The sequence below is a fragment of the Pseudoclavibacter sp. JAI123 genome (assembly GCF_013409665.1).
Taxonomy (GTDB): Bacteria; Actinomycetota; Actinomycetes; order Actinomycetales; family Microbacteriaceae; genus Pseudoclavibacter.
Map to the genome: position 1 here is coordinate 1 of NZ_JACCCM010000001.1, position 12,271 is coordinate 12,271.

Here is a 12,271-nt window from a genome sequence, read left to right on the forward strand (position 1 = left end):
TGTTTCCAAAAGGAATCCTTACCCCTCCAAAAAGAAGAGGCACGGGATCAAATTGGCATTTGACATAGTGCACGCTGTTGAGTTCTCAAGAATCGGACGCTTCTCGTTTCCGGCCTATTCGACCATCTCCCGAGAGCAACCTCTCTAACTTACATCAGGCTTGGAACCTTGTCAACTTGAGCTGTGCGAGATTCGCAATTGCTACTGGACGTTCTTGGTCCTGATGTTGAGTTATGTGCGCCTCTTCCTGGCCGGTTTCCCTGCCGCTCGGAAGCAACCTGTGTAACTTACCCGCGTTTCGATCCAGAGGTCAAACCACCCTTGAACCCGGGCGTGTCGCGCCCGTGGTCGGGCACGCGGACCGGGCGGCTCCGGGTGCCTGGGGGCGGCTCCGGGCGCTATTCCACCAGGCCGTGGCGGGCGAAGGCCGTGGAGATGCCGTCTTCCAGCACGGTGGTGGTGACCTCATCAGCAAGCTTCTGCAGTTCGGGGTCGGCGTTCCCCATCGCGATCCCGACGCCACACACGTCGAACATCTCGATGTCGTTCCAGCTGTCGCCGATGCCGATGGCATCAGCACGGTCCAGCCCGAGGTGCTCGAGCACCTTCTCTATGGCGGCGCCCTTCGTGGTGCCCGGAAGACCGACCTCCCCGTCGGAACCACCTGGCAGCGGCATGCTCCCGCGCACGATGTGGAAGCGCTCGCCGAACTCGGCCTTCGCCCGGTCGACGGCGCCAGGCTGCTCCGTGAAGAACACCGCCTTCGCGATCTCGGTGAGCGGTGCATCCTCGATGGGCTCGGCAGAGAACCCCTCTTGCGGCGACGTCTGCGGTTCGACCTTGCCGACCCGCGCGGCCTGCAGGTGCTGCATGAGCGCCGCCCGGGTGGCGGCAGGTGCGTAGACGCGCTTGTCGCTCTGCAGCAAGTAGTGAAGGTCGTGCTTCTCGAAGTGCGCGATGAGGGCGTCGAGCTCGGCCCGCGGCATCGTCTCCTCGTGCACGCGAACGTCTCCCGCGTCCGCGAAGGCCCCGCCGTTGGTGACAGCCCCGTCGAACCCGATATCGAGCACCGCCTGCGGGATGTGCCCGGCCGCTCGGCCGGTGCAGAGGTAGACGAGGTGCCCCGCGGCACGTGCCTCACGCACCGCTCGCACCGTCGAAGGAGCGATCCGACGCCCGTGGTCGAGGATCGTGCCGTCGACATCGAGGAAGGCGATCTTGGGACTGCTCGAGCGTTCTGGCATGTGACCTCACGTTGGTTCGGGAGTGCAGGGGCACTGACCAACCAACCCTATGCCGTGCGCGTCTCGCCAAGACCGGCGGGTGGTCGCACCACAGGTGCCGCCGCTGGAGACACGAAACCCCGGCTCCGAGCTGGGCTCGGACCGGGGCTTCATCTTGGTGTTCTCTGCAGAGCGGAGACGAGGGGATTTGAACCCCTGGTCCCCTCAAAGGGGACTCCACCTTAGCAGGGTGGTGCACTCGGCCGGACTATGCGACGTCTCCAAGACTCACCTATCGTAGCGGGTCGCGAGCCGAGTTCCGAACCGAGCGGCAAATTGGCCTGCGACTGCTCGTGGCACGCGCCGGCCAAGCCGAGTCGAGCGACTATCCGAAGAGCGTCGTCGGGTTGGAGCACGACTCCTGGTCGGCTGCCTGGCCTGCGAAGGTCGGCGCCGGGGTCGCGACCGGCGCGTTCGGGTCGACGGGCGCATCCGTCGCCGCGTCCTCACCGGTCGTGCCGTCGCCAGTCGTGCCGTCGCCAGTCGTGCCGTCACCGGCCGCGCCATCCTCACCGGTCGGCGCCCCGGCAACCGACAGAGGCTGGTCGGCAGCGAGCAGATCCCACATGGCGGTCGCGTCAGGCTCGAGCGGCATGACCCGAGCACCGTCGTAGTCGGCCGTCGGCAGCTGCACGAACGCGATCTTCGACAGATCGACCTGGTTGAGCGCTGACGCCATGCCCATGAGCGTCGGCACGTCGGCGAGCGATTTCGTCATCTTCATGTTCTGCGTGGCCGCGACCCCGAGGCCGTACAGCTTCGTCGGGTTCGCGAGGGTGCCAGCGCTCTTCACCTCACGGATGAGCGATGAGAGGAACACCTGCTGGTTCGCGATGCGCTGCAGGTCGCTACCGCCCACGCCGTGGCGGGTGCGGAGGAACTTCAGCGCATCCTCGCCCTGCAGCGTGTAGTTGCCGGGTTGCAGGTAGAGGCCCACGTAGTCGTCGCTGATCTCGTTCGCGACGCACACGTCGACACCGCCCACCGCGTTCGACATCTCGATGACCCCGAGGAACTGCACCATCGCCGCGTACGGAATGTCGAGGCCGCTCATCGCCTCGACCGTCTCGACGACGCAGCCCATGCCACCCTCGCCGAGGATGCTGTTCATGGGCACCTCGAAGCGCTCCTCCTGAGCAACACCCTGGTCATTGGTGCACGCCGGCTGGTCGACGATCGTGTCGCGGGGGATGCTGACGACGGATGCGTGCGTGCGGTCGGCAGAGACGTGCAGCAGCATGTTCACGTCGTTGAGCACGCCGGACGCGTCCTCGTCGCCCTCCCCGTACTCGGCGCCCTGACCCGTGCGGTCATCGCTGCCGACAAGGAGGATGTTGAAGCCGCCCTCGATCTCATCGAACGCCACGGTGTCCTCGTCGTCTCCGCCGGGATTCGGCAGCACGTCGAGCCGCCCCCAGAGGCCGGCGACAGCGATGCCGCCGATGGCGAGCACGCTCACGAGCGCCACCGACAACGCGATGAGCAGCCCCTTGCCAAGCGAGCGAGCCGCTGACGTCACGGGCAGCCGGCCGTGCTGGGCGACCCCGCCGCGCGCATCCGGGTGCAGGATGCCGTCGTCGCCGGCCCGGTCGAAGCACTGAGCGCTGCTCCCCCGTCGTCGAGAAGTCGTCACAGGTGCGGGCCTCCCCCGAAGCGTACGTGGAGTTCGTCAGCATAGGCCTCGCGAACGTGGATCACCTGACCACGCCCGAGCAGCGCTCGCCGCTGTTCACCGAGCTCAGAAGAGCGACGTGCTCGCGTTGGAGCACGACTCCTCATCGGCGCGCTGACCGGCGAGCGTCGGCTGCGGCACGGCCGTCGTTGGCGCCGTCTCAACCGGAAGGCCGGTTGCCGGGTCGACCGGGATGCCCGTGGCCGGGTCGACCGGGATGCCCGTGGCCGGGTCGATCGGGAAGCCCGTCGTCGGGTCGATCACCCAGCCCGTCTCCGGATCGATGTTGACCGTCGCGTTCGGGTCAGGTGTCTCCGTCGCCTCTGGAGCACCGGCGACCTCGAGCGACTGGTCGGTGCGCAGCAGCTCCCACATGGCCGTCGCGTCCGGTTCGAGCGGCTGCACTCGCGCCGAGTCGTACTCGCCCGTCGGCAGCTGCACGAACGTGATCTTGTCGAGCGGCACCTGCGAGAGCGCCATCGCCATGCTGACGAGCGTGTTCGGGTCGGTGAGCGAGCTCGACATGGTCATGTTCTGCGTCGCCGCGACACCCAGGCCGTAGAGCTTGACGGGGTTCGTGAGCGTGCCCGCGCTCTTCACCTCGCGGATGAGGGAGGACAGGAACACCTGCTGGTTCGCGATGCGGGTGAGGTCGCTGCCGTCACCGACGCCGTGGCGGGTGCGGAGGAACTTCAGCGCATCCTCGCCCTGCAGCGTGTAGTCACCCGGCTGGAGGTACAGGCCGACGTAGTCATCGTTGATCTCGTTCGCCACGCAGACGTCGACGCCGCCGACGGCGTTGGACATCTCGATGACGCCGCGGAACTTCACCATCGCCGCGTAGGGGATCTCGATGCCGCTCATCGCCTCGACCGTGGAGACGACGCAGTTCATGCCGCCCTCGCCGAGGATGCTGTTCATGGGGACCTCGTAGGCCTCTTCCATGGCGACGCCCTGGTCGTTGGTGCAAGCGGGCTTGTTGACGATCGTGTCTCGCGGGATGCTGACGACGGATGCGCTCGAGCGGTCCTCCGCGATGTGGAGGAGCATGTTGACGTCGTTGAGCACGCCGTCCGCGTCCGCTTCGCCCTCGCCGAACTCGGCACCCTGCCCCGTGCGGTCATCGCTGCCGACGAGCAGCACGTTGATGCCGCCCTCGATCTCGGCGAAGTTCGCGGGCTCCTCAGAACCTGACGGGTCGGCGATGTCGAAGGTCGTGACCTTCGACTGCAGGTTGATCCAGGCGAGCGCCCCGACGAACATGACGCTGACGAGCGCGACGCACAGGGCGATCGTCCCCGTCTTCACCACCGAGTTCGTCGGCGTCGTCACGTGCAGCTTGCCGTGGCGCGCCGAGGTGACCTTCGGCGCTTCGTCCTTGACGCCCTGGCCCGGGACGAAGCCGCGCCGTGCGCGGGAAGGTCCGGAGTGCGTCACAGGCGGGGTTCCTCACGTCAGGGGCTAGGTGGCGGAGGGCGTGGGATTCGAACCCACGAGACATTGCTGCCCACTGGTTTTCAAGACCAGCTCCATCGGCCGCTCGGACAGCCCTCCAGGATTGCTCACAACGATTCAGTATCGTTTTCGAGCTTGTCGCGTGTCCATGGTAACCGAAAGTGAAATGTCTGGTTACCCGGGGAGGACCCGCGACCTCACGGACGCTGCCGCGAGTACTGACGCGCCGGCTTCCCTGACAGAGCCAGCAGGGACAGGATATCCAGAGCCGTGAACGCGAGGGTAGTGCTGAACCTGATTTCCTCGTCGCCGGCCCACCAGCTGCCGAACTGCAGGGCGATCGACGCCGCCGCGTAGAGCAGCAGCGTGATGCGGGCCCAGTTGACGCCGCGCAGCACGAGCACACCAAGCAGCAGCGAGGTGAGGACGATGATGGCGCCCGCGATCATCGCCACGATCCAGGCGGGCTCCGCGAGCGTCGCCGCATCGGTGCCGGAGAGGTCGGCATCCGTGAGCACCTCACGCATGCCGTCGGGCCCGAGAAGGGCCAGCGCCCCGAAGAAGAGCAGGGCGAGCACCCCTCGCCCGAAGACGACGATGGCACCAAAGGTCGTCGTGATCGGCCGGCCGTGCCGTCGCACGGCCTCGCCGACGGAGGCCTCGACCGGATTCGACGAGCTGAGGGGCTCGAACGCCGCCCGCTTCTTCGCCGAGCGCTCCGGACGAGCGGGAGCGGATGCGGGGCCGGGGGTCACGGGGGCAAGGGCAGGGGCAGGGGCAGGGGCAGGGGCAGGGGCGACCGTGGGCTGGCGCTCGAACGCGGCGTTCGCCAGCGGCTCGAGCACCGGGGACGAGACGCCCGTCGCAGCATCCACGGCGCTCGGCAGCTGCAGCACCGGGAGGTTGCCGTCGGTGCGGATCGAGTCACCACCCCCGTTGCGCGAGTGGTACCCGGTGGAGAAGTCCTTCAGGATCGCGACCGACGCCCGCGGCGTGCCCTGGAGCACGGTCGCGACGATGTGGTCCCGCTCGACATCGGTGTCCGCATCGATCTTGTGCGTGACCTGCAGCGTGAAGAGCGAGAAGCCGACGGCACGATCGAAGGTGCCGGCCGCGAGCCAGTCGACGCGCGTGCCGCCTGGGAGGAGCCAGCCTTCCGGACACTTCCAGAACCGCACGTGGTGCCGCTTCGCGGGATTCCCGGCGACTTCCTGCTGGTAGGCAAAGTCCTGCTGCCGACCGAAGAGGAAGAGCGGGCTCACCGGCGCCTCGTCGTAGCTGCGCCGAGTGACGGTCGAGGAGATGATCCCGAGGCTCGTGCGCAGCGAGATGTCATCGGCCCGAGTCCAGCCCGCGGCCCGCATGGCCTCATGCAGCTCCGCCTCGTGACCGAGCAGCCCAAGGTTGATGGGGTCGCCAAGCAGGCCGTCGCTCGTGCGGGCCCTGCCGATGAAGTAGTCGGGCACGTACACGGTCGTCAGGATGCGGTGCATTCGCGGCAGCACCAGGTACGCGAGGAGCGCCCAGAAGATGACCAGGAGCAGGATCCCCCACCAGCCGACCTGCAGGGAGTCGTCGGCGACGAGGAACGCGAGCCAGATCGCGGCGAGCCCGGCGAACACGAAGAAGAAGCCGTCGAGCCCCTGCCCGATGGCGGCGAGCGGCCGCTTCCGCCTCCGTGGCACGTCGACGGTCACGCTCGTGCCTAGCTGAGCGTGCTCAGCGCCACGCCGAGGCCGTCGTGGGCGAAGTCCGGCGCCAGCACGTTGCCGGCGTCGATGACCTCCTGAGGCGCGTCGCCCATCGCGATGGCCGTTCCCCCGTTGGCCGCCCACTGCAGCATCTCGATGTCGTTGCGGCCGTCGCCGGCGACGACGACCCGCTCCATCGGGATGCCCAGCTCGCGACGCACACGCTCGAGCGCGGTGCCCTTGTTGACGCCGTCCGGCGCGATGTCGAGCCACGCCGTCCACCCAACCGAGTAGCTGACCTCGTGCAACCCGAGCCGTTCGATGACCGCCGTGAACTCCTCGATCGAATGGTCGGGCGAGATGACGACCAGACGCGTCGCCTCGGCGTTGAGCAGCTGCTCGAAGGGGACTTCCTGGCCCCGAGCCTCGAAGCTGCCGTCGGGGAAGTGCCCGCTGTACTTGAACACGCCGTGCGGGTCCTCGACCGCGAACATGGCGTTCTCGAGTGCGCCGCGCAGGCTCACGAGCACCTCGGTGGGGTCGAAGGTCTCGATCCACCGGGTCGCGTATCCGCCCTGGGCGACGGCATCCCGCTCGAGCGTCATGGCCCCGTTGGCGGAGACGTGGAACCGCGAGTCGAGGCCGAGCCGCTCCGCGATGGGGCGCGTGTCCGCCCAGCTGCGGCCCGTCGCGAGCATGACCTCGTGGCCTGCCGCCTGCAGGCGGCGAACCTGCTCGAACGTGGCGTCTGGGATCGCGCCGTCGATGCCGAGGATCGTTCCGTCGATGTCGAGCGCCACGAGCATCCGCTCGCCTGCGGCATCCGCCTCGTTCGAGGTGCCCAGGCCCGTCAGGCTCTCCGCGCTCACGCGACGGGCTCCATGACCTCGAGGCCACCGAGGTACGGGCGCAGGGGCTCGGGGATGAGCACCGAGCCGTCCGCGCGCTGATGCGTCTCGAACAGGGCGACGAGCCAGCGAGTCGTCGCGAGCGTTCCGTTGAGCGTCGCGACCGGCGTCGTCTTCCCCGACTCGGTGCGATGCCGCGTCGACAGGCGCCGCGCCTGGTAGGTCGTGCAGTTCGACGTCGAGGTGAGCTCGCGGTACGCGTCCTGCGTCGGCACCCACGCCTCCACGTCGAACTTGCGAGCAGCCGAAGAGCCGAGGTCTCCCGCGGCGGTGTCGATGACGCGGTAGCTCAAGCCGAGCGACTGCAGCACCTCCTCCTGCCAGCCGAGGAGCCGCTCATGCTCCGCCTCCGCCTCCTCCGGCTTCGCGTAGACGAACATCTCGAGCTTGTTGAACTGGTGCACGCGGATGATGCCGCGAGTGTCCTTGCCGTGCGAGCCGGCCTCGCGGCGGTAGCAGGTCGACCAGCCGGCGTAGCGAAGCGGGCCGGCCTCGAGGTCGAGGATCTCATCCGAGTGGTAGCCCGCGAGCGCGACCTCGCTGGTGCCCGTCAGGTACAGGTCGTCGTCCTGCAGGTGATAGACCTCGTCGGCGTGCTCGCCGAGGAACCCGGTGCCGCGCATGATCTCCGGCTTCACGAGCGTCGGCGTCGTGAGCATCACGAAGCCATTGCGGATCGCGACGTCGAGGGCGTACGACATGAGGGCCAGCTCCAGTCGCGCGCCGATGCCGCGGAGGAAGTAGAAGCGTGCACCGGAGACCTTCGCGCCGCGCTGCATGTCGATCGCGCCGAGCAGCTCGCCCAGCTCGAGGTGGTCGCGCGCCTCGAAGTCGAAGCTCGGCCGCTCCCCGACGGTCTTGAGCACCTCGAAGTTCTCCTCGCCACCCGCGGGGACCCCCTCGATGACGAGGTTCTGGATGCGCCCGATCGCAACGTCCGCGGCGGCGCTCGCCTCGTTGGCGGCCTGGCTCGCGGCCTTGACGCTCGCAGCGAGCTCCTTGACTGAGGCGAGGATCGCCGGCTTCTCCTCCTTGCTGGCCTTCGCGACCAGCTTGGACGCCGCGTTCTGCTCAGCACGCAGACGCTCGAACTCGGAGATCGCCGACCGGCGAGCCGCATCCGCCTCGAGGGCCGCGTCGACCGTCGCCGGGTCGTTGCCGCGCGAGAGCTGCGAGCGCTTGAGAAGGTCGGGCTGGTCACGGAGAAGCTGGGCGTCGATCACGGGCCAAGCCTAGCTGGCGCAGGTGACACGGGCACGAGCGGAGCTCGGCGCTGACGCACACCATGGCTGACTTAAGCTCACTGCATGCCGCATACCGCCCGACAGGGTTCAGACAAGCTCGCCGCCATCGTCGTCAACCCAGTGAAAGTCGACACGAAAGCGCTGCGCGCAGCTGCCGCCGAGAGCGCCGAGCGGTACGACTGGCCGGAGCCGCTCTGGTTCGAGACGACCGTCGAGGATCCTGGCGCCGGGCAGACGAAGGAGGCCATCGCCGCCGGCGCGACCATGGTCATCGCCGCCGGAGGCGACGGCACCGTCCGGCTCGTCGCCGAGACGCTCGCGGGCACCGATGTCGCCCTCGGCGTCGTGCCAGGCGGAACCGGCAACCTGCTCGCCCGCAACATCGGCATCGAGGTGGCCGGGGGTGTGACCGACACGGTCTCGGAGATGGTGCAGAGCGCCTCCACCATCCTGCCGGGCGCAAAGCCTTCCTCGCTGCCCATGACCACCGTCGCGCGCGCCGTGGAAGTAGCCTTCGGCGGAGTGGACGCTCGCATCGACCTCGGCTGGGCCGCCGTCGAACGCGAGGACAAGACCCGCGAGCGCATGGCCTTCACCGTCATGGGCGGCGTCGGGATCGACGCAGGCATGATCGCGAACACCTCAGAGGACCTCAAGAAGAAGGTCGGGTGGGTGGCGTACCTCGGGGGCATCATCCGCTCCGTGGCCAACGGGCCCAACTTCCACCTGCGGCTGCGGGTCGACGGCAAGTCGCACGCCAGCACGCTGCGGGCCGCCACCGTGATGGTCGGCAACTGCGGCCTGATGCCCGGCGGGCTCCACCTGCTCCCGGACGCCGAGATCGACGACGGGCGACTCGACCTCGCCATCATGCGCCCGAACGGGCTCCTCGGGTGGCTGCAGATCTACGGGCGCATCGTCGTGCAGTCCGGCATCATGCGTCGCACCGACGTCGGCCGGCGCATCCTGCTGGAAGGCCGCAAGCACGTGCGCGCGCTCACGTACGCCCAGGTCGAAGAAGTCACCTTCCGCCTCGACTCGGGCCCGGAGGAGTTCGAGGTCGACGGGGATGCGGCCGGCCGGATCACGGCTGCGCGCATCTGGATCGAGCCCGCGAGCCTCACCGTGCGCACCCCGAAGCCCATCCCCGAGAACGAGGGCCTGCGCACGCTCGCGCGACGGCTCGGCCTGGCTGCAGAAGAGAACTCGCCGAAGAAGCCTGCGCTCAGCTGAGGCGGCGCGCCCGGGAAGCACGCTCGATCCGGGCGTGCGCCGCGGTCGCGCGCCTCACTTCTCCGCCGACGCCGCCCGGAATGCTTGCATCCTCTCGGAATCAAGCGCGAGAATGCTACTTATAACTCTGTAGACTCATGAGTAGCATTCCTCCATCATTTGGGACATGGTCGGTGAACTCCAGCGAAGCGTGGGCAAGAACATCCGTCGAATCCGGCTCTCGCGCGGCATCAGCCAAGAGGCCCTCGGCGCGGTCGTGGGACTGCACCGCACCTACATCGGCTCCGTCGAACGAGGCGAGCGGAACATCACCCTCCAGACGCTCGAAGGCATGGCGGAGCTCCTCGGCGTGGCCCCCATGGAACTCCTCGACGACGACACCTCAGCGCGAACGGATGCGACCCCCAGCGCCTGACCTCGCAGCCTCACCTCACCAATGTCGGTGGCAAGCCGTAGCTTGTCGGTGCAGGGCAGCGAGAACAGACTGTGCCGGGTCCCCTCGCTTCCCTCCCGCTGATCCGCCGACACCTGGAGCGATCGATGACGCACACCACCGGCACGAACACCTGCCCGACCTGGTGCATCGCGTTGCACCTCGACGGCGACACCCTGCACCACGGAGCGAGCATCGAGCTCGCGGTCATGCGGCGCCCCAGCCCCGGCGAGCGCCTGTTCCGCCCAGAGCTGTCCGCGACGCCGATGACGCTCGAGCTCGTCGCCCACCAGGAGACGGGTGAGCCTGCGCCGTGGATCGCGGTTCTCCACGAGGGCGCAGCCGTCCTCGACCTCACGACGCTGAGCGCCGATCACCTCGCCGCCGCACTCCTCGACCTCGCAACCGACGCGCGTCGCTGAACGTCGCGAAGACACCCGAGGGTGTCAGTCGGAACGGGCCGCTCCCCTACCCGACTCATCGATCTCATCCCGCTCCGAGCGCGCACGCCGCCGCATCCACACGACGAAGGCCACGAGCAGCACGACGATCACCCCGGAGAGCACGGCGATCGTGACCACCGCAGCGCGGGGAACGGATTGCTCCGCAGCAGCCGAGGCGACCTCGACGGCCTGCGCCTGCATGGCCCCCCAGAGGAGCAGCGCTGCACCGAGGAGGACGGCGATGACGGCGAGTCCGACGCGACGAACGCGTTGACGTGGGGTCTGGCGAGGGCTGTGGCGAATAGCTGACGACACGTGTGTCTCTTCTCCGGGTACGACTGCGGACGCAAGGACACGCGCATCCGGAGACACAACTGCGTCCTTCCGCGCGCGAAAAAGGGCGACCCACCCCGTGTCGGGGTAGGCCGCCCAGTCTCTCAGACCGGCGTGCGCCGGACCTGGATCTGCTGGCGCTTAGGCGTCCTGCTTGCGCTTCTTCTGCGCGAGGAGGAGGACGGTACCGGCGAGCAGCACCGAACCGGCGATGCCGAACGCGAGCGCGGCGTCGAACTCTCCACCCGTGGTTGCGAGCGTGTCGTCGCTGCCAGCGGCCACCGCAGTCTCAGTCGGGGTGGCCGACGTCGACGCGGATGCCGAAGGCGTGACCGTGATGGTCGTGCCGGGCGTCGCGGTCGGCTCGGTCGTTGCCGTAGCCGTGGGCTCGGTCGTCGCGGTTGCCGTCGGCTCCGTCGTCGCCGTAGCCGTAGCCGTGGGCTCCGTCGTCGCGGTTGCCGTCGGCTCCGTGGTTGCCGTAGCCGTGGGCTCCGTCGTCGCGGTTGCCGTCGGCTCGGTCGTTGCCGTAGCCGTGGGCGTCGGAGTTGCCGTTGCGGTCGGCGTCGCCGTCGCCGTCGGGGTTGCCGTTGCGGTGGGCGTCGCCGTGACCGTCGGGGTAGCCGTCGGGGTCGGGGCCACGTCGAAGCCGAGGGCGATGCGGATGTTCTTGCGCAGCTCGAGCTGCTCTGCGTCGCTCCACAGGAATTCGAACTTGTCGGCGAGCACCGTGTCACCCGTGGGCTGGACGTCGGTGACGACGAACGCCGCCCAGGTCTCGGCGTAGTCCTCGACGATGTTCATCGCCGCATAGTTGCTGACGTAGTCCGACTCGTGGGTCGCGTACCAGGCGTTGGCAACGTTCCAGTCGTAGTTGTCCTGCGGCGGAGCCGCGTCGCCGTAGGGCTCCCAGAAGTTCTCGTAGAAACCGAGGATCTGCGAGTCGGGCTGCGGGCAGCCTTCCCAGAGCTCGAGCTTCTCGCAAGAGGCGTACGTGAGGTCGACCTCTTCCGTGTTGAGCGAGAGCACGTGAGCGAACTCGTGGATGAGGGTCTCGGTGAGGATGGCCTGGTCGTCCGCGTAGGCGAGGTTGACCTTCAGCTGCCACTTGGAGGGGTCGGCGCTGTCCTGGTTGACCGAAGCCGCGGTGTTGCTGCTCGGGTTGTTGTAGGTCTCGTACGTGGACATGTGCTCGTTGATGAACGACGGCGTCGCGATCTTGACGTAGATCTCCCAGATCGCGGCCTCGTCGGGCGTGACACCCGCTGGGAGCTCCGCTCCCGGCTGGATGACGTAGTTGCGCACGGGCTCCGTCGAGCGCGAGAGGTGCGAGCGGGTGTCGTCGCCGTGGCGCGACGGTGCCGCGACCGGCTCCGTCCGAGATCCGGTGAGGTCTTCGCTCGGGGTGTCTGCGAGCGCAGGGGCCGAGCCGAGACCGGCAGAGATGGCGACGATTCCGCCGATGAGTCCGATGGATGCGAGCGTCTTGCGGACGCCGCCGCGAGCCGACATCGAGCGCGAGCCCGTCTCCGACTCAAGCTGTTCGAGCTGCTTCTTCAAGCGTGGGCCCCTTCGTTGG

The 12,271-nt window shown here is 68.2% G+C and carries 11 protein-coding genes and 2 tRNA genes; 3 read left to right on the forward strand and 10 right to left on the reverse strand.

From position 1 onward, the window contains the following. Positions 1-398: 398 nt before the first annotated feature. From HDC34_RS00005 to serS, 8 genes are all read right to left on the reverse strand, one after another. Positions 399-1,244, reverse strand: coding sequence for a Cof-type HAD-IIB family hydrolase (locus HDC34_RS00005; protein ID WP_179555368.1), 846 nt, complete (start codon positions 1,242-1,244; stop codon positions 399-401). Positions 1,245-1,416: 172 nt separating this feature from the next. After that, a tRNA-Ser gene (locus tag HDC34_RS00010) sits at positions 1,417-1,506 on the reverse strand. Positions 1,507-1,608: 102 nt separating this feature from the next. Continuing rightward, the gene (locus HDC34_RS00015) at positions 1,609-2,916 is read right to left on the reverse strand and encodes an LCP family protein (RefSeq protein WP_179555369.1); all 1,308 of its coding nucleotides are present in this window, start codon (positions 2,914-2,916) and stop codon (positions 1,609-1,611) included. 105 nt (positions 2,917-3,021) lie between these two features. After that, entirely contained in the window at positions 3,022-4,392 is a 1,371-nt protein-coding gene (locus HDC34_RS00020; RefSeq protein WP_179555370.1) for an LCP family protein, read from the reverse strand. Between the two features lie 29 nt (positions 4,393-4,421). After that, a tRNA-Ser gene (locus HDC34_RS00025) sits at positions 4,422-4,509 on the reverse strand. 98 nt (positions 4,510-4,607) lie between these two features. Then, positions 4,608-6,107, reverse strand: a complete 1,500-nt coding sequence (locus HDC34_RS17500; protein ID WP_308807197.1) for an LssY C-terminal domain-containing protein — start codon at positions 6,105-6,107, stop codon at positions 4,608-4,610. An 8-nt stretch (positions 6,108-6,115) separates the two neighbouring features. Continuing rightward, positions 6,116-6,970 carry an HAD family hydrolase gene (locus tag HDC34_RS00035; protein ID WP_308807198.1) on the reverse strand — a complete coding sequence of 285 codons (855 nt, stop codon included), beginning with the start codon at positions 6,968-6,970 and terminating at the stop codon, positions 6,116-6,118. Beyond that, positions 6,967-8,232, reverse strand: a complete 1,266-nt coding sequence (gene serS / locus HDC34_RS00040; RefSeq protein ID WP_104310947.1) for a serine--tRNA ligase — start codon at positions 8,230-8,232, stop codon at positions 6,967-6,969. The genes HDC34_RS00035 and serS overlap by 4 nt, the downstream gene beginning before the upstream one ends. A gap of 84 nt (positions 8,233-8,316) precedes the next feature. Here serS and HDC34_RS00045 point away from each other — a divergent pair, with 84 nt between their 5' ends. The 3 genes from HDC34_RS00045 (at position 8,317) to HDC34_RS00055 (ending at position 10,341) form a co-directional block, all read left to right on the forward strand. Then, a complete protein-coding gene (locus HDC34_RS00045) occupies positions 8,317-9,486 on the forward strand; it encodes a diacylglycerol kinase family protein (protein WP_104310946.1) in 1,170 nt (389 codons plus the stop codon). A 166-nt stretch (positions 9,487-9,652) separates the two neighbouring features. After that, positions 9,653-9,901: a helix-turn-helix domain-containing protein gene (locus HDC34_RS00050; RefSeq protein WP_179555371.1), complete on the forward strand. Its 249-nt coding sequence runs from the start codon at positions 9,653-9,655 to the stop codon at positions 9,899-9,901. 125 nt (positions 9,902-10,026) lie between these two features. After that, entirely contained in the window at positions 10,027-10,341 is a 315-nt protein-coding gene (locus HDC34_RS00055) for a hypothetical protein (RefSeq protein ID WP_179555372.1), read from the forward strand. A 24-nt stretch (positions 10,342-10,365) separates the two neighbouring features. Here the strand turns inward: HDC34_RS00055 and HDC34_RS00060 are convergent, their stop codons facing one another. Both HDC34_RS00060 and HDC34_RS00065 read right to left on the reverse strand, forming a co-directional pair. After that, entirely contained in the window at positions 10,366-10,677 is a 312-nt protein-coding gene (locus HDC34_RS00060) for a hypothetical protein (RefSeq protein WP_179555373.1), read from the reverse strand. 159 nt (positions 10,678-10,836) lie between these two features. After that, complete coding sequence (locus HDC34_RS00065) at positions 10,837-12,252, reverse strand: hypothetical protein (protein ID WP_179555374.1); 1,416 nt, start codon at positions 12,250-12,252, stop codon at positions 10,837-10,839. Positions 12,253-12,271: the final 19 nt, after the last annotated feature.

What these genes read in the sequence shown, in the direction of transcription:
- HDC34_RS00005 (WP_179555368.1), bottom strand. Translation starts at nt 1,244, where the DNA reads ATGCCAGAACGCTCGAGCAGTCCCAAGATCGCCTTCCTCGATGTCGAC.
- HDC34_RS00050 (WP_179555371.1), top strand. Translation starts at nt 9,653, where the DNA reads ATGGTCGGTGAACTCCAGCGAAGCGTGGGCAAGAACATCCGTCGAATC.
- HDC34_RS00045 (WP_104310946.1), top strand. Translation starts at nt 8,317, where the DNA reads ATGCCGCATACCGCCCGACAGGGTTCAGACAAGCTCGCCGCCATCGTC.
- HDC34_RS00055 (WP_179555372.1), top strand. Translation starts at nt 10,027, where the DNA reads ATGACGCACACCACCGGCACGAACACCTGCCCGACCTGGTGCATCGCG.